Below are 19,506 nucleotides of genomic sequence, written 5' to 3'. Positions count from 1 at the left end.
CAGTTTTGCTTGGCGACCATAGAGTTGTGGAACCACCTGAATCCATCCCGAACTCAGACGTGAAACGCAACATCGCCGATGGTAGTGTGGGGCTTCCCCATGTGAGAGTAGGTCATCGCCAAGCATTTAATTAAGAGAAAACCCCGGTCACACTGTGATCGGGGTTTTTTCGTTGTGGGTTATAAAATACGGTTAAGAGCGGATAAAAACGGGTAAAAGCAGATAAGCCCGTCAGGATGAGTTGTCTTAATTAAACTGAATGCTGTCCTTAGCTGTCCTTAGCTGTCCTTAGCTGTCCTTCATTGCCTCAGATCAACGAGTTATTTCTTACCGACCTGTTTACCGGTATCGTCATATATTTGTATTGTGCGTATGCGTAAAATAGGAATCAGTTTCGATTATTTGAAAGGATATATGAATGTCTAACTTGTTAATGGCGGGTAAGAAAATACTTGTTGTTGGTATCGCTAATGATAAAAGTATTGCGTATGGCTGTGCTAAAGCTCTAAAGGCACAAGGAGCAGAGTTAGCCATTACTTATTTAAACGATAAAGCAGAGCGCTTTGTAAGCCCGTTAGCTGAGGAGCTAGAAGCTGATATCTTTATGCCTCTGGATGTTTCTTCTCCTGAGCAGATGGATGCAGTGTTCTCTGAGATTGAATCTAAATGGGGTGAGTTAGATGGTGTGATTCACTCTTTAGCTTTCTGTCCTTTAGAAGATTTACATGCTCCTATATCTGAGTGTTCACGTACAGGATTCTTACAGGCGATGGATATATCGTGCTATTCCTTTATTGATATGGCTTCGCGTGCTAAAGGCTTAATGAAGAATGGCGGTTCTCTAGTGAACTTTTCTTATCTAGGAAGTGCATTGGCGACTGGTGATTACAATATCATGGGTTGCGCAAAAGCTGCTTTGGAAGCAGCTACACGCTATTTAGCCAGAGATCTTGGCCCTCAACAAATCCGTGTTAACTCTATTTCACCGGGTACAATCGCAACGCGTGCTGCCGGTGGTATTAAAGATTTTGATGCAATGCTTCAGCATAATGAAGAAATGGCTTGTGATGGTAAGCTGCCGACAATCGAAGAAGTTGGTAATTCTTGCCTTTACTTTATGTCGCCTCTCTCTGAAGGTGTTACAGGCCAGATACATTATGTTGATCACGGTGTTTGTATCGTCGGTTAAGTTTTGTCGGTCTAGTTGTGTTGCAAATCGCGACTAGACCGAATCTGGTTCAGTCCTTACGTCAATTGGTGAGTCATTGTTAAAAAATTCTTATGTTATTAAGTTACTATTTCTCATCTAAAATCTGATAAAACAACGTCATAGGGCAGCTTATTCATATAGATTCTGTTAAGTTATTCCTTGTATGGCCGACAGGATTACTGAATGTTTACTTAATCATTAATCTTGGGCTTTCCGATTGAAGCGATCGTTTCAGCTCGGTAGATTTATTGTTAGAGAATTAAGCGAATAGTGCAGGAGTTAACGCTTGCTTTCATTTCTTAAGAAAAAGTCTGCGGAAAACGGTTTAACTTCCCTAGTGATTAATAAGGGGGGGGTTTCTTTTGCACATGTTCGAGATGGTAATACTCAGCCAGAACTTACCTGCTGTGAGTACAGCGCATCGACTAACCCTTTAGTTGAGCCCAAACGTTTCAGGAATTTGATAGAAACGAATAACCTTCTGGGTACGAAAACTTCCTTAGTTTTGCCGGAATCTAGCTATCAGATCCATCTTGTAGAGCGCCCTGAAGTGCCAGACGAAGAGCTTGCTGAAGCTTTGCGTTGGCGTATCAAAGATTTGATCTCCTTCGATGTGGAACAAGCAGTAATTGATTATATCGAACTACCAGACGACGCCTACCGTAGCCGCAGTCGTATGGTTTATGCAGTAGCCGCCGAGCAGGCTAAGGTTGACCTTTGGGTTGAGTGGTCTAAAGAAATCGGTCTAGATGTTACAGCCGTTGATGTTCCTGAGTTAGCGTTACTTAATCTAACCGAAGATCTTGCAGATAGTGAATCTGGGTTAGCGGTATTTAATATTGGTGAAGAGGGCAGTTCGATTAATCTTCTCTCTGATGGCGCTTTATATTTCACCCGTAATCTTGGCTATTGTCATACGTCAGCCCCTGAAAATGCTTCAGCTGCTGTACTCGAACTTCAGCGCTCTCTTGATTACTACGAAAGCCAAGTAGGTAAACCGCCCTGCGTGCGCCTCCTTGTCATGCCTATGCAGGCAGATGAATCGCCGCTAATGAATGAGTTACGGTACAGTCTAGCGCTTGATATACACTCATTAGATCTCAATAATCTTATTTCATCCCAGATCGATCTTACAGAATCTCTCCAAACACAGGCTACTATAGCTATTGCGGCGGCACTAAGAACTGAGTTTGCTGAAGCTGAGGTGGTTAAGTGAAACAGCGAATTAACCTCTATAACCCTCACAAGTCGAAAAAGAAATTCGAACTTTTAAGCCTGCAAGGTAGTGTCACAGTTGCTATAGCAGTCATTACGGTTGTTCTGTTATGTGGGCTCGGATTGAACTGGTATGCATCTGAACAGGAAAGCACGTTCGCTAAGCTTCAGAACGACAAAGTTAAGATCGATGAAGCGGTTTCTGCGGAGCAAGCACGCTTTAGTAGTCTCCAAGTACAGCCAGAAATTTTGGCTGAACAGCAGCGTTTAAAAGATGAGATTGCTGCACGGAAAGCGTTACAAAGCTTATTGCATAAAGTGCAACCAGCTCAGAGTGTTAATTTCTCGTCTTATCTCTATGCCCTGGCTGATGCTTCATTAACGGAAAGTTGGTTAAGTCAGTTCGTACTTGATAATAATAACCGTAGTTTTACTTTGGGTGGTGGTGCTGTCGATGGCCCGTCAGTTGCTTCCATGATTGAATCGATTGCTAGTACTGAAGAATTCCAAGGTATGAATGTTAATAGGCTAACTGTAAACGCTGAAGGTAGTGGTGTGCGCTTTGATGCTTTAGCGGAGTTGCGCAGTTATGAATAAACGCTGGCAGGAGTGGGACAGCAAATGGAATGAGCTAACGGCACGTGAACGTATCATGTTGCTTGTAGTTGGCTTAGTAGCCCCTTTAGCATTGATCTTTGTGTTCTTAATCGAGCCTGCAATGATCGTATTGCAAAAGGTGCCAAGTAAAATTGAAGCTATGCAAACCAGCATCGATGCTCAAGATCGAGTTTTACAGCTGCTAAAGAGTCAGGAACCGAAAGATCCTAACGTCGAGGCAAGAGCTGAGCTAAAACGTTTGCGTACTCAGTTATCTGAGGCTAATCAGGATATTAAGCGTGCTGCAACTAACCTTGTTTCGCCTGATCAGATGCTGACTTTGTTGAGATCAGTATTAGCCAATGAACAAGGTATTGCGCTTGTTAGTGCAAAAAGCCTACCTGTCGAAGCTAAACAGTTAAATGAAACGCCAGTTGATGCGGACAAAGATACCAAGCCTGTGGGTCCGCAAGCTGTAATCTTTATTCATCCATTTGAATTAGAGCTGGAAGGGACTTATCAGGGTTTATATGACTATTTGCAGAAAATAGAACAGCTGGATGGTGTGTTCTTTTGGGATACATTGGAATACAAAGTTGATGAGTATCCGTCGGCAAAGGTGAAGATCAAAGTTCATACCTTAAGCTCTGAAGCGGGGTGGTTAGGTGCCTAAATTTGTCATTTTATTAATTACACTACTTGGCAGTAGTTCGATTTATGCCGAGCGCTTACCTGCCGATCCAACTAGGCCTTTGGCTACTCATGTTGTTATCGGTGATATAAAAACACCTGAGCAGGGATATGTTCTCAGTTCTTTAATCGTTGGTAAGCGAACTCCTTCTGCAATTATTAATGGTCAGCGTGTACAGAAGGGTGATTTGGTTGATGGTGCCGAAGTGGTCGAAATCAACCGCAAAGGAGTTAAGTTGAACACTGGAAGTGAATATCAGATGATCTCTTTAGCTGAACGAAAAGGCTTCAGCAAAGTTAAGAGTGGGAAATAGGCTAGAAATAATGATGAAACGTATTTTCAATGCTCTTGCTATGGGCAGTGTTCTTGTCTTAAGCGGCTGCCAAACTCTTCCGCCTGTTGCAGGTACGACCACTAAACAAGTGGGTGAATCCGCGATTGAAGAAGCGATTGAAGAGAACCAAAAAGCGGTCACTGCAGCACCTCCGCCACCACCTCTTGTTCCTGCTCTTTTACCGCCGCTTGATTTACAAAACAGTCAGGCGGTTAATGAAGAGCGTTTTGATATTACGGCTGAAGCATTACCTGCAAAAGATTTCTTCATGGGGTTGGTACAAGGTACACCGTATAACATGATCGTTCATGAAGCGGTCGGTGGCAGTATCTCGCTTGAATTAAAAAATGTCAGTGTCGCTGAAGTTATGCAGGCGGTTCAGCGTGTATACGGTTATGAATTCGAACGCACAGGTAACCTATATCAAGTATTGCCAGCCTCACTACAAACAGAACTGTTCCAGATTAACTATTTAGACATTCAGCGTGATGGTACATCTGATACTCAAGTAAGTGCTGGTTCTGTCAGTACTTCAGGTGAAAACTCTAGTGCCGAGGAAGTGATTGGTACCCGCATTAGTACCAAAACCTCGACTAATTTCTGGGGTAATCTAAAAAGTACGCTAGAGACCATTGTTGCTGGTGAAGGCCGCAAAGTTGTTGTAACTCCACAGACAGGCGTTGTTGTAGTCCGTGCGCTACCAAGTGAACTTTCCACTGTGCGTGAATATTTGGCGCAAGCTGAACTGATCTTGCATCGTCAGGTAGTAATTGAAGCGAAAATATTAGAAGTAACGTTGAATAATGGTTTCCAAGCGGGTGTTAACTGGTCCGTTTTAGGTAAGCCGGGGCAAGGCAATACTGCTCTGTTTAGCCAGTCTTCTGTTGGTTTGAATAATGATGATGGAATCGGCGGTATCTTCAAAGCTGATCTGAGTATTGGTGATTTTACTGCTGTAATTGAGTTATTGGGTAGTCAGGGTGATGTACAGGTGCTGTCGAGCCCGCGAGTATCTACCGTGAATAACCAGAAAGCTGTGATCAAAGTGGGTACAGATGAGTTCTTTGTTACTGAAGTCGAAAATACGACAACGACCGGTACGAGTACAACATCGTCACCGAGTATTGAACTGACGCCTTTCTTCTCGGGTATTGCGTTAGATGTAACCCCGCAGATCAGTGCCAGTGGCGATATCGTTTTGCATATTCACCCAACCGTTTCGGAAGTGGTAGATCAGCAAAAACAGATCAGCGTGGGTACTGATGATTTCAATATCCCATTGGCTCTAAGCTCTATTCGCGAGTCGGACAGTATTGTCCGTGCAGAGAGTGGCCAGGTGATTGTGATTGGCGGTTTGATGAAGTCTACTGATAGTGATCTACGTGCTAAAACGCCAGGTTTAGGTGATCTTCCGGGTGTGGGTAACTTGTTTAAGCAAAAGCGCCAAGCGGGTAGTAAAACTGAACTTGTGATTATGTTGCGGCCTGTATTAGCTAACCATGATAATTTGCAGAATGAGCTAAAGCGCAGTTTGCGATCTTTCCAGAGCCTGCAATCTACACCAGCAATGTGATAGGAGTGCTGGATGTACACTGAACATTTTGGTCTAAGTGAACTGCCGTTCACTCTGACCCCAAACACGCATTTCTTTTTAAATATGCCAACGCATCACGAAGCGTTGAACTTAATTATGGTCGCCCTGGCAGGGGGTGATGGCTTTGTAAAAGTTGTTGGCGAAGTGGGTACAGGCAAAACCTTACTTTGCCGTAAACTCCTGAATGCGTTGGAAGGTGATGAATATGTCACCGCTTATATTCCAAACCCTTATCTAAGCCCTGATGAATTTCGTAAGAGTTTTGCGCAAGAGATTGGTTTAGATGTCTCGGGTGTCGAACACTTTGATCTATTGAATGCGATTAACCACAAATTGATCGAACTTGCTCAAGCGGGTCGAAAAGTCGTGTTATTGGTCGATGAAGCTCAAGCTATCCCAGAAGAGACTATTGAGGCCTTGCGCTTATTAACTAACTTAGAAACTGAGTCTGCAAAGCTGTTTCAGGTTGTGCTCTTTGGTCAGCCAGAATTAGATGAGCTACTTGGTAAAAAATCTTTACGGCAGCTCCTACAGCGTATCACTTTCAGTTATGAGCTTAGTCATCTGGATAGCGAAGCGGTTGAACATTATATCGATCAACGTGTTCAGAGAGCGGGCTTTCAGGGAATGTCACTGTTTAAACGTGATGCCGCTAAAAAAATTGCCCAAGCGTCTGGAGGTACTCCGCGCTTGATTAATATTCTGAGTCATAAATCGTTGATGGCAGCCTATGGTAAAGGCGACCTTAAAGTCGATGGCAGTCATGTTTCCAGAGCGATAGATGATACTCAAGGGATATCTATTCCAAAAAATCCGCAGCCGTTAATTTGGGGATTGGTCGGTTTATTGTTTGTAGCAACGGCTACCCTAGTTTATTTAGGTGTTAGCTCGTGAGCTTAGTTAACGATATGCTTCGTGATCTGGAGCAGCGAAATGAACGCCCTGCCAGTGTCCCTGGTAACCAGTCGAGTGTTAAGGCTGCTCAATTTGTTGAGGCGGATAAGCCCAATAACTTGCCGCGATTATTTTTATGGGTAATCGGGGTGAGTGCGTTGTTAATGACTGCTTGGCTGCTTTGGAAAGATCAGTCTTCGTCGCCTGAGGTTGTAAATAATGGCGTTCAATTAGCCTCATCTTCAGACAAAACAGCAGATCAGCCCGTTACAAAAGTAGCTGCGCCAACTCCGGCTGTGCCTGTTCTTGCAGAGCCTAAAGTAGAACCCGTTATACCAATTCAGGCTGTAATTACTGAAATTCAGTGGGCCGGAACAGAGCAGGGCGGCGATCTTGTGGTTCGTCTAGATGGTGCTGCTGATGTACAAGTGGTTAGCCAAAATGAAAATGTAATCGTAATCGCTTTTGATGATGCAATTTTGCAGTCAGCGTTGCCTAGTATCAGTAATGGTTTAGTAAAACGCGTCGACCTTAATACCGAGTCTGATCGTGCTTTACTGACAGTTACCACTGAAAGAGATAGCCAATTTGCCTTCCGTGTCCAACAAGCACCGACAACCCTTGTTTTAGGTGTGATGGCTAAAGAACCAAGTGTAAAACCTGTAGAAAGGATTGTTGTGACAGAAGTGGTTTCTGAAGACAATAATTCAGAAGAGCAGATTGAAGTACCTGAACAAGTAGAAGAGGTTGTTAAAAAGCCTAACGCGATTAAATCCGGAGAAGAGTTACAAGTTGCGCATCCAAATGATGCTATGGTTGAAAAGACCCGGCCAAGCAAACCTGTAACTAAAGCAACTGCTAAAATGTCGGATCAGCAGTCAGCTGATCGAGCTAGACGTCTGATTAATCAAGGTAAGTTGGCTGATGCTGAAACGTTGCTGCTGACAAGCATAGCGGAGCATATATCTAAATCTTTGGCTTCTCGACGTTTATTGTCGACGTTGTACCTGTCGACGGGTAAGCAATCGAAAGCCGAGCGCTTATTGTCTGATAGCTTGGTGCTGTTCCCATCGGATGCTGCTTTACGCAAGCTTCAGGCTCGTATTTGGCTGAGTTCAGGTCACCAGGCTCAAGCGGTTTCCTTACTGGAAAAAGATAAGCCTGTGATGACGCAAGATACAGAGTTCTATGAGTTATTGGCGAGTGCGTATCAACAGAATGGTAACTATACAAATTCTGCTCAAAACTATTACCAGCTTTTGCAATTGAACAATCAAGTTCCTCGTTGGTGGGTCGGATTGGGTTATGCGTTTGAGCAGTCACAGCGTTTCCGCGATGCGCGTAATGCTTATCTAAGTGCAACGCAGATTCCGTCGATCGACAGTAGTTTGAAACAATATGCTCAGCAGCGTGTTCAAGCGCTGTCTGGGCGCTAGGAGGAAGGGGCTGCATGGCTGCACCTAAAATGAAAATCCGAATTGGTGACTTGCTAGTTCAGAATGGTGTTATTACCGAACCACAGTTGATGGAAGCTCTAGGCCGCCAAAAAGAAACGCGCCAAAAGCTGGGTAAAACGCTAGTTACCATGGGATATGTTCAGGAACAGCAGTTTCTCGAGTTCCTGTCGCAGCAGCTTAATATTCCTCTGGTTGATCTAACCCATTACTCCTTTAATCAAGAAGATGTGCTGCGTCTGCCTGAAACTCAAGCGCGTCGATTCCGTGCCCTAGTATTAAAAGAAGATGTTGATCACTTCTTGGTGGGTATGTCCGATCCTATGGACATCTTCGCGTTTGACGAGCTGCAAAGAGCGCTACCTAAGCCTATTGAACAGGCGGTGGTTTCTGAGGCTCAGTTACTGCAATCGATGGATCTGCTGTATCGTAAAACGAGCGACATTGAAGACCTAGCCGATCAGCTAAACGAAGAGATTGCTGATGATGCCTTCGATCTAGCTGCGCTGACCGCTACTGATGAAGTTGATGTCCCGGTTGTTAAGCTACTGAAAAGCCTCTTTGAAGATGCGGTTCAGGTTGGCGCTTCCGATATTCATATCGAGCCAGATGAAACGGTGCTGCGTATCCGTCAGCGTGTTGATGGTGTTTTGCATGAGCACGTAATGAAAGAGAAACGTATCTCTTCTGCATTGGTGCTCAGATTAAAGTTGATGGCATCTCTGAATATTTCGGAGAAGCGTCTACCGCAAGATGGTCGCTTCAACATCAATGTCTCCGGTCATAGTGTTGATGTACGTATCTCGACGTTACCAATTCAGTTCGGTGAGTCGGTCGTAATGCGTCTACTTGATCAATCCGGCGGCATTATCGGTTTAGATAAGGTTGGCTTACCTGATCATATGCTGCCGCGTTTACGTAAGATGATAAATGAGCCCCATGGCATCTTACTTGTAACAGGCCCTACCGGTAGTGGTAAGACAACCACACTATACGGCGCATTGAATGAACTAAACAGCCATCAGAAAAAGATCATTACCGTAGAAGATCCGGTCGAGTACCGCTTGCCACGTATTAATCAGGTGCAGGTGCAGCCGAATATAGGTTTGGATTTCTCGACTGTATTGCGTGCAACTTTGCGTCAGGACCCTGATATTCTTCTGGTAGGTGAGATTCGAGATAAAGAGACCGCTGAGATTGCGTTGCGAGCGGCGATGACAGGTCACTTTGTACTGTCGACCCTACACACCAATGATGCCGTATCCAGTGCTATGCGTTTGACTGATATTGGTATTGAAGGCTATCTAGCAGCGTCTGCGCTAAATGGCATTCTAGCGCAGCGCTTGGTTCGCAAAATCTGTGAGAACTGTAGCCAACACTACCATCCAACCGGTCAAGAGCAACTTTGGCTGAATGAGCGCCAAGAAGAGCTCGGTTTAGACGATATCGAACTAAAAAAAGGCCACGGTTGTACCTACTGTAACAATACGGGCTACAAAGGCCGAACTGGTATTTTTGAACTGTTAGAGATCAATGATGCCATGGCTGATGCCTTAAGGCGTGATGACAGTGCAGCTTTCACAATTGCAGCAAAAACAGATCCTCACTATAAACCACTCGTTTATAGTGCGTTAGATCTGGCGATAGCAGGTGTTACTTCCTTAGAAGAAGTATTCCGCGTTACCGAACAGCTAGATGAATCGATGTACCTTGATGCGCCATCTGCAGATGAAGCACCAGCACAACCTAGTTCCGGTTTTGAACTGGAATAAGCGAACGAGATAAACCTATGGCGATCTACAGTTATCGAGGGCGAAACCGTGATGGGGTTGAAGTGAATGGCCAGCTTGAAGCGGGCACATCGGCTTTGGCAGCATCGCAGTTAAGTGCTGATGGCATTATCCCAATAACGATTCAAGTTGCTGAAAAGGTCGTTGAGAAAAAGGGTAGTAAAGAGGTACAGATCAAACTGTTCCAGAAGATAACTCTGGATGAATTGATCATGTTTAGCCGCCAGATGTACAGCTTAACCAAAGCTGGTGTGCCGATTACTCGAGCTATGCGAGGTTTGGCTAATACTGTGACGAATCCTTTGCTTACTGAAACGCTGTCAACGTTAGCTGATGATCTTGAAAAGGGCCATGCACTGTCTTCGGCACTAGCAAAACACCCTAAGGTCTTTAACGAACTGTATATCAGCATGATCCACGTAGGTGAAAACACCGGTCAGTTGGATGATTCATTTAGGCAAATGGCTGCTTACCTCGAGTTAGAGAGGCAGACTGTTAAAAATATTAAACAAGCGACTCGTTATCCGTTGTTTGTATTGATTGCGATTTCTGCTGCTGTAGCCATTATTAATATCTTTGTTATCCCAGCTTTTAAATCAGTTTTTGAAAGTTTCGGCGGTGAGGTTCCTTGGCAAACACAAGCATTAATTACGCTGTCTGATTTCACTGTGGATTGGTGGTATGCCATTCTGATTGGCATCGTTTTGAGCGTATTTGTTTTCTATCGATGGAAGAAAACAGAAAAAGGCCGCATGACTTGGGATCGAAGAAAACTGAAGTTTCCTATTGTGGGGCCGATATTCTACAGAGTGATCTTAGGGCGCTTCTCTCGTACTTTCAGTATCGTATTGAAAGCGGGTGTGCCTATTGAACAAGGATTGTCGATCGTTGCTAATGCAGTTGGTAATCGTCATATAGGTAAAAAAGTTGCAGGTATGCGCCAAGGTATTGAGCGAGGCGAGTCCTTTACCCAAACTGCTCATCAGACTGAAATGTTCAGCCCCTTGGTGATGCAGATGTTAGCGGTCGGTGAAGAAACAGGTCGAGTAGATCAGATGTTGGAAGAAGCAGCTGGTTTTTACGAACAAGAAGTAGAGTACGACCTGAAAAACTTAACCAGTGCGATAGAACCTATTTTGATTATAGCTATAGGCGCTATGGTATTGGTACTAGCCTTAGGTGTGTTCCTGCCATTGTGGGAGTTAAGTACTACCATTAATGGCTAGGGAGGATAAAAATTGCAACGGAGATGTAGTGGTTTTTCACTATTGGAACTAACAGTTTCAATTTTTATCATAACAGTGCTGATGGCGTTTGCACTACAACGTTTGGAACTGCTGATTGAAGATGTTGAGCGTGTTTCCTTTGAAGGTAGTCGCGATAATATTCAGGCGCAGATCACGCTTAAAGTAGCTTACTGGTTTGCTGAGCAACAGATTGTGGTACCAGAAGATATTGCGCAGCAGAACCCGGTGGATTTGATACAGCATAAACCATCGAATTATGGCGGTGAGCTTACGTTTAGTGAATTGCCAAATGCGGCAGGTGAGCATTGGTATTTTGTGACCGATAAACGTTGGTTGGTCTACAAGGCTAAACGAACAGATAACTTAGAAAATGATTTTATGCAGGCTGATTTAATCCCGTTTAGGGTTGAGATTCGTTTGCAAAATGGCTCCTCTAAATCAGGGTTGGCCACAGCGGCAACTCTAAAGCCGCTATATAAATTCTATTGGCAAGCAGATTAACTATACAACTGAGTGCTAATTTGTTAAAAATCAAATAATTGCAAACATAATAAACCCAGGAGCAAAGAGTTCCATGAAAAAGCAAGCTGGTTTTACAATCATTGAATTAGTCGTAGTGATTGCTCTATTGGGCATTTTGGCTGCGGTTGCCTTACCACGATTTATCAATGTTACGGGCGATGCACACAATGCTGCGGTTAAAGGCACAGCAGGTGGTTTTGCAGCAGGTGTTGCGTTAGCAAAAGCTAAAGCTGTAGTTGAGAATGCAGCTTCTGGCGCTACAGTGCAATTAGATAGCGAAGCTAGTGTGGTTGTTAATGGAACTGGTTATCCAGTTGCTGAAGCAGGCTCTCCACCAGCAGATTTGACTAATTTGCAAAATGCAGACTGTGTGGAAGTTTGGGAAAACGTACTTCAGGAAACTAATCGCCCTGTTGCGTCTACTGCATCTGGAACGGGTATTGATTATGCGGCAGTAGGGAATGGTACTGAATGTGCGTATACCTATAGCGCACAGAACACAGCAGTTAATCCTGCGGTTGATCGCGTTATTAATTACAATTCAAGCAATGGTAACGTAAATGTTACTGGTGCAGACGAATAATTAATTATTCTCTATGAGCAGTACTAGTCCTGATACCTCAAGGCAATGCTGCTCTAAATCTCACCAGCGTGGTTTCACGCTGGTTGAGATTATTGTTGTTATCATTTTGCTGGGTATTCTCTCAGCTGTAGCAATCCCCCGAATTGGTAATGTTGCTCGTTATGATGAACTTGCGCTACGTAGTGCAATCATGGGCTCGTTACGTTTAGCGCAAAAAGCTGCTTTAGCGCAGCATGCTTCCTCTGTGTACTGGGTGCTAGAACGCTCGTCTGATACACAATGGCAGATCTCTTTGCTGATCGACGCTGACACTTCAGATGCGACACCGCCTATAAGTATTACCCCTTCCCAGCTCAATGCTGAGATCACTGCTGACACAGTTTTATCCTACACTGCGTCCCTAGTATCGGGCTCAGAATCAGGCAGTTTGTCATCTGGGCAAAACCTAGTGGTGATGTATAACCAACTGGGCGATATGATCCGCGTTGATAACAATGTTGTTTTGAGCTCGGCTGCGAGTTTTCCTGATGATAGCCAAGAGGTTGATAGCAGCCTTCAATTTACCGATGACAATGGCGATTACTGCCTTTCACTGACAGGGTATACCTATGAAACGACCTGTCGCTGAACGAGGCTTCTCGCTAGTTGAAGTAGTCATCACCATTGTGATTATTGCTATCGCTCTTACAGCGGCGATAGCAGGTTGGGGCACCATTGCCCGCCATAGTTCCGATGTCATGTGGCAAACCAAAGTATCCTATCTTGGGCAGGCCTATCTCGAAGAAATTTTGTCACGCCGATACGATGAACTTACGCCTCTAGGCGGTAGCCCACCTTGTGATCCTTGTACGCCCGCAGCGCAATTTGGCGTGAATGCTGGTGCGCCAATTACCAGTAAAGATGGTGAATCCCGGGAAGAGTTTGATGATGTTGATGACTACCATGGCTTAACAGAGAGCGCGGTTGGTTTATTCAATGCGCTTGTGACGCCGGGTGGTATTCAGTCTTATGAAGGTTATGAAGTCTCTGTTCAGGTGACTTATGTCGGTAGCACCTATTTCTCAGGTGCTGACTCTGAATTAGTCAAACAAGTGATTGTTACCGTTACTCCTCCAGCCAATACAGGGCAGAGCCCTGTGGTGTTCAGTGCTTTGCGGGGTAACTACTGATGCGTCGTCAAAGCGGTTTTACACTGGTTGAATTAATTGTCGTGATTACCCTGTTGGGGATCATCTCTCTGGTAACCGTAGGCTTTATTACTTCAACCATGCAAGGCTATGCGGATCTAACGAGGCGTGATCAGCTTTCATCTGCGGCACGTGTGGCAGTTGAGCGTATGGCGCGCGAGATCAGAAACGCCCTGCCTAATAGTATCCGTGTTGGTGACTCAGGAAATTGCTTAGAGTTTATACCTGCCTTGGCGGCCTCTCGATATATCTCTGTACCGCTAACGGCTGTTTCGGCATCGTCAGCATTTAGCTCCGTGCCGTTTGCTACATCACCTGATCTTGGCCGTGTGGCTGTATACCCGATAGATACTAATACCGTGGATGAACCCGGCAGACCTGCAGGGCAAAACCCAATCTACGATCTGGATAGTTGGTCGATTATCTCCCCAATGATCAGTGCCAGCAGCGCATTGGAGTCAGGATCAGGCACGGTGGATGTGTTATTAAACTCTACCCATCGTTTTCCCGCGGATTCCCCCTCAAAACGTTACTTTATTGTTGATGAGCCGGTGAGCTTTTGTGTCGTAGGGAGTGATCTTTATCGTTTTCAGGGGGTAAGCGGTAGTGCGTACACTTATGCGATTACCCAGCCTACAGGCGCAACTTTATTTGCCAATCTAGCAGAGCCACAGGAAGCGCTGTTGGCAAGTGATGTCGTAAGCCCTGTGGATAACGATGCCTTTACATACAGTGAAGCGACATTACTTCGAAATGGCATTGTCCTGTTTGATCTGTTTGTAGAGGATCAGGTACTAACCAGCAGGGATACAACGCAGGAAAGTATCCGAGTTCAATTTGAGGTGCAGGTGAGAAATGTCCCATAAATTACCTGTAGTTGCGTTGAGATCTAAACAGCGAGGACTGGGTCTTATCTCGGCTATCTTCGTGATCACCGTATTAGCGGTCATCATTGCCGGTATGAGCCGTTTCTTTGCGCTTAGCCAAGATGTGACAGCTCAAGAGTTTCTTGGCGCTAGGGCGATTACAGCAGCGCAAACGGGGATAGAGCTAGAACTAACCTGTCTAGGCAATGGAGCATCTGGCTGTGTGGCTTCGGCTGCAGTTGGAAGCCCGCCTGCACAAGTTGATTATTGGCCAGGGCCTGCCGCCAGCGATACCTTTAATATCAATGGCCTGCAAGGGTGTCGATCGGAAGTTTTTTATCGGACGGTGACATCGCCAGAAGGTGATTTCTGGACCATCGATAGTACGGGCTACTGCGGTGGTAGTGGCTTGGATGGTGCTTCGAGGAAGGTTGTGATCAGAGCTGCCCAATAAAGAGCAGCTCCGGTAAAGCCTAACTTATATACCGTATTCGTCGCGGTATTTACGAATCGCTTCAAGTTCAGTCGCCATATCGCCTTTTTCAGTCAAGTAATCAATTAGATCACCTAGGCTAACGATGCTGATAACAGGCATGTTGTAGTCGCGCTCTACTTCCTGAATCGCAGATAGTTCGCCTTTACCTTTCTCTTGACGGTTAAGGGCAATCACAACACCAGCAGGTTTTGCGCCCGCTTGATCGATGATTTCCATTACTTCACGAATCGCTGTGCCTGCTGTGATTACATCATCGATGATCATCACGCCGCCTTCCAGAGGTGCACCTACAAGGCTACCGCCTTCACCGTGAGTTTTTGCTTCTTTACGGTTGAATACGTAAGGAACATCATCACCGTGCTGATCAGATAGGGCTACCGCTGTTGTCGCAGCTAGCGGGATACCTTTGTACGCAGGGCCAAGCAGTACATCGTAGTTAACGCCAGAATCTTTGATCGCCTGAGCGTAAAAGCGGCCAAGCTTAGCTAGCGCAGTACCTGTGTTGAAAAGACCGGCATTGAAAAAGTAAGGGCTAGTACGGCCAGATTTAAGCGTGAACTCGCCAAAACGTAGTACGTTCTGTTCGATAGCAAACTCAATAAACTCGCGCTGGTAATCCTGCATGGCAAACTCCGCTGGGAAAGGGGTAAAAATTTTGCGGCTATTCTACCAGCGGAAGCCTTGAGTCTCCATTGTTCAACGAACACTCAAAAAATTTCAATTTGCTTAACTTCCCTATACAATTCGAGCAATCGCTAAAAATAATAGATAAGTCTGATAACGGACAGGAACACCTTCTATGCGCGTCATCACATTCAATGCTCAAGGTATTGAACAAGCTACTGAAAACGGTTTTTTTGACTGGATGGTCCGTCAAGATGCTGATGTTGTTTGCTTGCAGGATCTGCGGGCGAAAGAATATCAACTTGATGACGAACGCTACCACCCCGAAGGTTATCATTCATACTTCTTCGATGCTTGGGAAGATGGTTACAGTGGCGTAGCTATATACAGCCGTACCATTCCTAAAGCGATCATGACCGGTTTGGGTTTCGAACTGTGTGATCAGCACGGCCGTTTTATCCAAGCGGACTTTGATGATGTCAGTGTGGGCTCATTCTGCCTCCCTTCTGGTTTGAAAGGTGAAGAGGCTCAAAAGCAGAAAGAAGACTTTATGGTCGACTTTATCGGTCACCTAAATAAAACCCTGCGTAAGCGTAGAGAATTTATCTTCTGCGGTACGACCAACATTGCCCACAAGCCAGTCGATCTGAGTAACTGGTACGCTAACCAGACGGTTTCTGGCTTCCTGCCGCAAGAGCGTGAGTGGATGGCTGAGATCTTTGATGAGATGGGCTATATCGACGCTTTCCGTCAGATCAATAAAGCGGAACGTCAATTCAGCTGGTGGCCTGATTACAACCGCGCCCGCAAGCTGAACGAAGGTGCGCGCTTGGATTACCAGATTACCTCAGCAAGCCTGCGTAAGACGGTTAAAAATGCGCAGATCTACCGTGATCAGATGTTCAGTGAACACGCGCCAATCATCATCGATTACGATTTTGATTAAGACGATTTAGAAAACAAAAAAGGAGCCAATAGGCTCCTTTTTTAATGGGCTGAAGGTTTATTCAGCCAAAGCTTTTTGCTGCAGATCGATCAGCTCAGAGATACCTTTGCGTGCTAGATCCAACATCGCGTTCAGCTCATCCTGAGTATAAGGTGCGCCTTCGGCAGTACCTTGAACTTCGATAAAGCCACCGTCGCCAGTCATGATCACGTTCATATCGGTTTCAGCTTTACTGTCTTCAGCGTAATCCAAATCTAGAACAGGCTCACCTTCATAGATACCTACAGACACTGCGGCGATTTTCTGCACCATAGGGTCGCCTTTCATCGCGCCGTTCTTATCTTGCTTAAGTACGTTAATTGCATCTTGAAGCGCAACATATGCACCCGTAATAGACGCTGTACGTGTACCGCCATCCGCTTGTAGAACGTCGCAGTCTAGGGTGATTGTGTTTTCGCCTAGTTTTTTAAGGTTAAGCGCAGCACGTAGAGAACGACCGATTAGACGTTGGATCTCTACCGTACGACCGCCTTGTTTTCCTTTAGCCGCTTCACGACCGTTACGAGACGTCGTCGATCGAGGCAGCATGCCGTACTCAGCAGTAATCCAGCCTTGGCCAGAACCGCGCAAAAAACGAGGTACACCGCGTTCTACAGTTGCAGTACAAAGCACCTTTGTATTACCAAACTCAACTAAAACGGAGCCTTCAGCGTGCATAGTAAAGTTACGAGTGATCTTAACTTCACGCATCTGATCATTTTCACGTCCGCTTGGGCGGTGCTTCTTAATACCAAGAGTTTGCAGCTGTTCTGAAATAGATGAACTCATGCCTGTCCTTTATCAATATTCTGGTCTGCCATAGCGTGGCACTGCCGAGCTAGGCTGTTACAATGCGAATTAATGATGCATTTTAATCGAGAATGAACAATATGACACGTAGCATGACAGCTTTTGCTCGACAGGAAGCCGAGCACGAATGGGGATCTCTAAGTTGGGAGATCCGTTCCGTTAACCATCGTTATCTGGAACCTCACCTGCGTTTACCGGAAAACCTAAAAGAGCTAGAAGGTTTTCTACGTGAACAGCTACGTAAAAACCTAAGCCGCGGTAAAGTTGAATGTACTCTGCGCTTTAATCCAGAAGCCAAAGTACAGCAGCTGGTGGTGAACCCTGCCTACGCACAAGAAGTCGTACAAGCAGCCGAACAGATCCAAGGCATGCTGAAAGAGCATCAAGCGCTTGATCCACTAGAGCTCCTGCGCTGGCCTGGCGTACTGCAAGACACCAAACTAGATATGGACCTAGTCAAAAAATCCGCGAAAGATCTTTTCGGTACAGCACTTAAAGACCTGATCGAAGGCCGCGGCCGCGAAGGTGTTGAACTCGCGACACTGATTAATCAGCGCCTAAATGCCATCAGCGAAATCGTGAAGGAAGTTCGCGAAAAAATGCCGCAAATTCTGCAAAACCAGCGCGATAATCTACATCAGCGTTTAGCAGAACTAAAAGTAGAACTAGATGAAGGCCGAGTCGAACAAGAGATCGCGCTTTTGGCACAAAAAGCCGACGTCGATGAAGAGATGGATCGCCTAGATACCCACGTACAAGAAGTACGCCGTGTCCTAAAACAAAAAGGCCCAATCGGCCGCCGTTTAGACTTCCTAATGCAGGAGCTAAACCGCGAAGCGAATACCCTATCTTCTAAATCGATTGTTGCGAGCACAACCCAGTGCGCGGTTGAGTTGAAAGTTCTAATCGAACAGATGCGTGAGCAGATCCAGAATATTGAGTGATTCAATCTAGAATCATCAGATCCCTACTCGGATTCGAGTAGGGTATCTTCAAGTATTACCTTAAAGCGTACTTTGTACGCTTTTCTCGCCTTTATTACTCAAAGCCAGTTGCTGCTCATTCTTAGGTTGATCTAAGCGAGCAATATAGTCTTTAAGCTGGCGTTCGAACGCGTTTTTCTTCTTACCTGTGAGTGATACCGCAATTGGGATTTTGGCTTTCATTGCGTTCACCGGGCGGCCATTTTTATGTAGTTCGAAGTGTAGGTGAGCGCCGGTTGAGCGGCCTGAGTTGCCGGACAGGGCGATCTTTTGGCCGCGTTTCACGCGTTGGCCTTTAACTACATAAGATCTATGCAAGTGTAGGTAACGGGTTTTGTAGCTCTGACCGTGTTTGATCTCGATATAGAGCCCCGCGTATTTATGGCGAACCACACGGGTTACGACACCATCACCGGTTGATACTACTGGTGTGCCGATGCGCATGGCGAAGTCGGTGCCGTTGTGTGGGCGAATCAGCCCGGTTACAGGGTGTTTACGGCGTGGATTAAAGTGTGAAGATAGACGGTATTTACCGTTAAACGGATAGCGCTGGAAGGCTTTCTCTAGATTACGGCCTTTCTCGTCGTAGTAGTTATCTTCAAACAGGAAAGCGCTGATATTGTGGCGGTTCTTGATTCGGATTGCCTCAACTTTAGTGTTGCCGGTTGCTTCGCCATCAACATATTGGCGAGAAACGAGGACTTCAAACTTATCACCACGCTGGATATCGCGACGGAAGTCCACGCGTTGTTTGAGCACTTGAGTAATCGATTGCGCCTCAGCCTGAGTTAGACCCGCTTTTTTGCCCGAGCCAGTAAAACTATAGAGGATCTCGCCTTGGATTAGCTTCTCTTGCCAATCACCTTCGATACGAATTTCTTCAAACTCAAAACTGTCTGCTTTTCGCGTATACACAACTTTGTGCGCAAGGCTAAATTGCAGTTCTAAACGCTGTAGTTTTTGATTTTGCTTTTCAAAAACTAAAGTGTGCCCCGGCATTAGGTTATCTAATGCTAGAACGTTTACGTCAGTTTCGAGTAGCTGATACATGGTTTTTTGAGGCAGGTGTAAGCGCTCAAATATTTTACCTAAGGTATCGCCTTTACGAACGATGTATTGGTAACCATTAGTGCCTGTATCTGGTACTAGCAGGGTCTCAGCGGCTGGAACGCTGTCAAAAGTCCAAGGGGCTTTTAGCTGGCGAATGCTAAATTTCGGTTGCTCAAAGATCGGCGCATCGGTGTCCACAAGGTGCTCTAGAGATAAAGGTGTGGACGAATGAGGGCGATCGCCAGAGGGTAGAAAAGCCGCCACTAGAAGCATTGCTGCTAAGGCTATGAGAGCGCGCTGGTGGCGCTTAGGTAAAGCTGTTACAAAACCTGCTGAGGCTGAAATCCAGCGCATCAAAGTAAACCGTCGTACAA

At 45.5% G+C, this 19,506-nt stretch carries 21 protein-coding genes, 1 rRNA gene and 1 pseudogene; 20 read left to right on the top strand and 3 right to left on the bottom strand.

Going from position 1 to position 19,506, the window contains the following annotated elements; genetic code table 11:
- The first annotated feature begins 8 nt into the window (after positions 1-8).
- The 18 genes and pseudogenes from rrf (at position 9) to ACMXYP_RS17130 (ending at position 14,638) form a co-directional block, all read left to right on the top strand.
- Positions 9-124, top strand: a 5S ribosomal RNA gene (gene rrf, locus ACMXYP_RS17215).
- 294 nt (positions 125-418) lie between these two features.
- Positions 419-1,189, top strand: coding sequence for an enoyl-ACP reductase FabI (fabI, locus tag ACMXYP_RS17210; protein WP_415882859.1), 771 nt, complete (start codon positions 419-421; stop codon positions 1,187-1,189).
- A 307-nt stretch (positions 1,190-1,496) separates the two neighbouring features.
- Positions 1,497-2,426 (top strand): pilus assembly protein PilM, encoded by a 930-nt coding sequence (pilM, locus tag ACMXYP_RS17205; RefSeq protein ID WP_415882858.1) that lies wholly within the window; start codon positions 1,497-1,499, stop codon positions 2,424-2,426.
- Complete coding sequence (locus tag ACMXYP_RS17200; protein WP_415882857.1) at positions 2,423-3,022, top strand: hypothetical protein; 600 nt, start codon at positions 2,423-2,425, stop codon at positions 3,020-3,022. The genes pilM and ACMXYP_RS17200 overlap by 4 nt, the downstream gene beginning before the upstream one ends.
- Positions 3,015-3,695, top strand: coding sequence for a type II secretion system protein GspM (gspM, locus tag ACMXYP_RS17195; RefSeq protein ID WP_415882856.1), 681 nt, complete (start codon positions 3,015-3,017; stop codon positions 3,693-3,695). Before ACMXYP_RS17200 ends, gspM begins: the two co-directional genes overlap by 8 nt.
- Positions 3,688-4,026 (top strand): hypothetical protein, encoded by a 339-nt coding sequence (locus tag ACMXYP_RS17190; protein WP_415882855.1) that lies wholly within the window; start codon positions 3,688-3,690, stop codon positions 4,024-4,026. Before gspM ends, ACMXYP_RS17190 begins: the two co-directional genes overlap by 8 nt.
- A gap of 10 nt (positions 4,027-4,036) precedes the next feature.
- Entirely contained in the window at positions 4,037-5,620 is a 1,584-nt protein-coding gene (gene mshL / locus ACMXYP_RS17185; RefSeq protein WP_415882854.1) for a pilus (MSHA type) biogenesis protein MshL, read from the top strand.
- A 12-nt stretch (positions 5,621-5,632) separates the two neighbouring features.
- The gene (locus tag ACMXYP_RS17180; RefSeq protein WP_415882853.1) at positions 5,633-6,535 is read left to right on the top strand and encodes an ExeA family protein; all 903 of its coding nucleotides are present in this window, start codon (positions 5,633-5,635) and stop codon (positions 6,533-6,535) included.
- A complete protein-coding gene (locus ACMXYP_RS17175; protein ID WP_415882852.1) occupies positions 6,532-7,971 on the top strand; it encodes a tetratricopeptide repeat protein in 1,440 nt (479 codons plus the stop codon). Before ACMXYP_RS17180 ends, ACMXYP_RS17175 begins: the two co-directional genes overlap by 4 nt.
- Before the next feature lie 14 nt (positions 7,972-7,985).
- The gene (locus tag ACMXYP_RS17170) at positions 7,986-9,761 is read left to right on the top strand and encodes a GspE/PulE family protein (RefSeq protein WP_415882851.1); all 1,776 of its coding nucleotides are present in this window, start codon (positions 7,986-7,988) and stop codon (positions 9,759-9,761) included.
- A 17-nt stretch (positions 9,762-9,778) separates the two neighbouring features.
- Entirely contained in the window at positions 9,779-11,005 is a 1,227-nt protein-coding gene (locus ACMXYP_RS17165; protein WP_415882850.1) for a type II secretion system F family protein, read from the top strand.
- A 12-nt stretch (positions 11,006-11,017) separates the two neighbouring features.
- Positions 11,018-11,071 (top strand): annotated as a pseudogene (locus ACMXYP_RS17160) (hypothetical protein); the annotation flags it as partial.
- A 15-nt stretch (positions 11,072-11,086) separates the two neighbouring features.
- Positions 11,087-11,527, top strand: coding sequence for a hypothetical protein (locus ACMXYP_RS17155; protein ID WP_415884699.1), 441 nt, complete (start codon positions 11,087-11,089; stop codon positions 11,525-11,527).
- 73 nt (positions 11,528-11,600) lie between these two features.
- Entirely contained in the window at positions 11,601-12,131 is a 531-nt protein-coding gene (locus ACMXYP_RS17150; RefSeq protein WP_415882849.1) for a Tfp pilus assembly protein FimT/FimU, read from the top strand.
- A gap of 13 nt (positions 12,132-12,144) precedes the next feature.
- Positions 12,145-12,759: a prepilin-type N-terminal cleavage/methylation domain-containing protein gene (locus tag ACMXYP_RS17145; protein ID WP_415882848.1), complete on the top strand. Its 615-nt coding sequence runs from the start codon at positions 12,145-12,147 to the stop codon at positions 12,757-12,759.
- Entirely contained in the window at positions 12,740-13,300 is a 561-nt protein-coding gene (locus tag ACMXYP_RS17140; protein WP_415882847.1) for a prepilin-type N-terminal cleavage/methylation domain-containing protein, read from the top strand. The genes ACMXYP_RS17145 and ACMXYP_RS17140 overlap by 20 nt, the downstream gene beginning before the upstream one ends.
- Complete coding sequence (locus ACMXYP_RS17135; protein WP_415882846.1) at positions 13,300-14,184, top strand: type II secretion system protein J; 885 nt, start codon at positions 13,300-13,302, stop codon at positions 14,182-14,184. The genes ACMXYP_RS17140 and ACMXYP_RS17135 overlap by 1 nt, the downstream gene beginning before the upstream one ends.
- On the top strand, positions 14,174-14,638 hold the full coding sequence (locus ACMXYP_RS17130) for a hypothetical protein (protein WP_415882845.1): 465 nt from the start codon (positions 14,174-14,176) through the stop codon (positions 14,636-14,638). Before ACMXYP_RS17135 ends, ACMXYP_RS17130 begins: the two co-directional genes overlap by 11 nt.
- Before the next feature lie 24 nt (positions 14,639-14,662).
- Here ACMXYP_RS17130 and pyrE read toward each other — a convergent pair whose 3' ends face one another.
- Complete coding sequence (gene pyrE / locus ACMXYP_RS17125; protein ID WP_415882844.1) at positions 14,663-15,304, bottom strand: orotate phosphoribosyltransferase; 642 nt, start codon at positions 15,302-15,304, stop codon at positions 14,663-14,665.
- A gap of 175 nt (positions 15,305-15,479) precedes the next feature.
- On the opposite strand from pyrE, the gene ACMXYP_RS17120 reads away from it, so the two are divergent.
- The gene (locus ACMXYP_RS17120; protein WP_415882843.1) at positions 15,480-16,250 is read left to right on the top strand and encodes an exodeoxyribonuclease III; all 771 of its coding nucleotides are present in this window, start codon (positions 15,480-15,482) and stop codon (positions 16,248-16,250) included.
- A gap of 57 nt (positions 16,251-16,307) precedes the next feature.
- Here the strand turns inward: ACMXYP_RS17120 and rph are convergent, their stop codons facing one another.
- The gene (gene rph, locus ACMXYP_RS17115; protein ID WP_415882842.1) at positions 16,308-17,078 is read right to left on the bottom strand and encodes a ribonuclease PH; all 771 of its coding nucleotides are present in this window, start codon (positions 17,076-17,078) and stop codon (positions 16,308-16,310) included.
- Between the two features lie 101 nt (positions 17,079-17,179).
- Here rph and ACMXYP_RS17110 point away from each other — a divergent pair, with 101 nt between their 5' ends.
- Entirely contained in the window at positions 17,180-18,043 is an 864-nt protein-coding gene (locus tag ACMXYP_RS17110) for a YicC/YloC family endoribonuclease (RefSeq protein ID WP_415882841.1), read from the top strand.
- 60 nt (positions 18,044-18,103) lie between these two features.
- Here ACMXYP_RS17110 and ACMXYP_RS17105 read toward each other — a convergent pair whose 3' ends face one another.
- Positions 18,104-19,486, bottom strand: coding sequence for a peptidoglycan DD-metalloendopeptidase family protein (locus tag ACMXYP_RS17105; protein ID WP_415882840.1), 1,383 nt, complete (start codon positions 19,484-19,486; stop codon positions 18,104-18,106).
- Positions 19,487-19,506 lie beyond the last annotated feature (20 nt).

Source organism: Neptuniibacter sp. QD34_54 (assembly GCF_047778055.1).
In the GTDB taxonomy this organism is placed as follows: Bacteria; Pseudomonadota; Gammaproteobacteria; order Pseudomonadales; family Balneatricaceae; genus Neptuniibacter.
The sequence above is the reverse complement of the archived record's forward strand: the minus strand, read 5'-3'. Positions and strand labels throughout refer to the sequence as shown.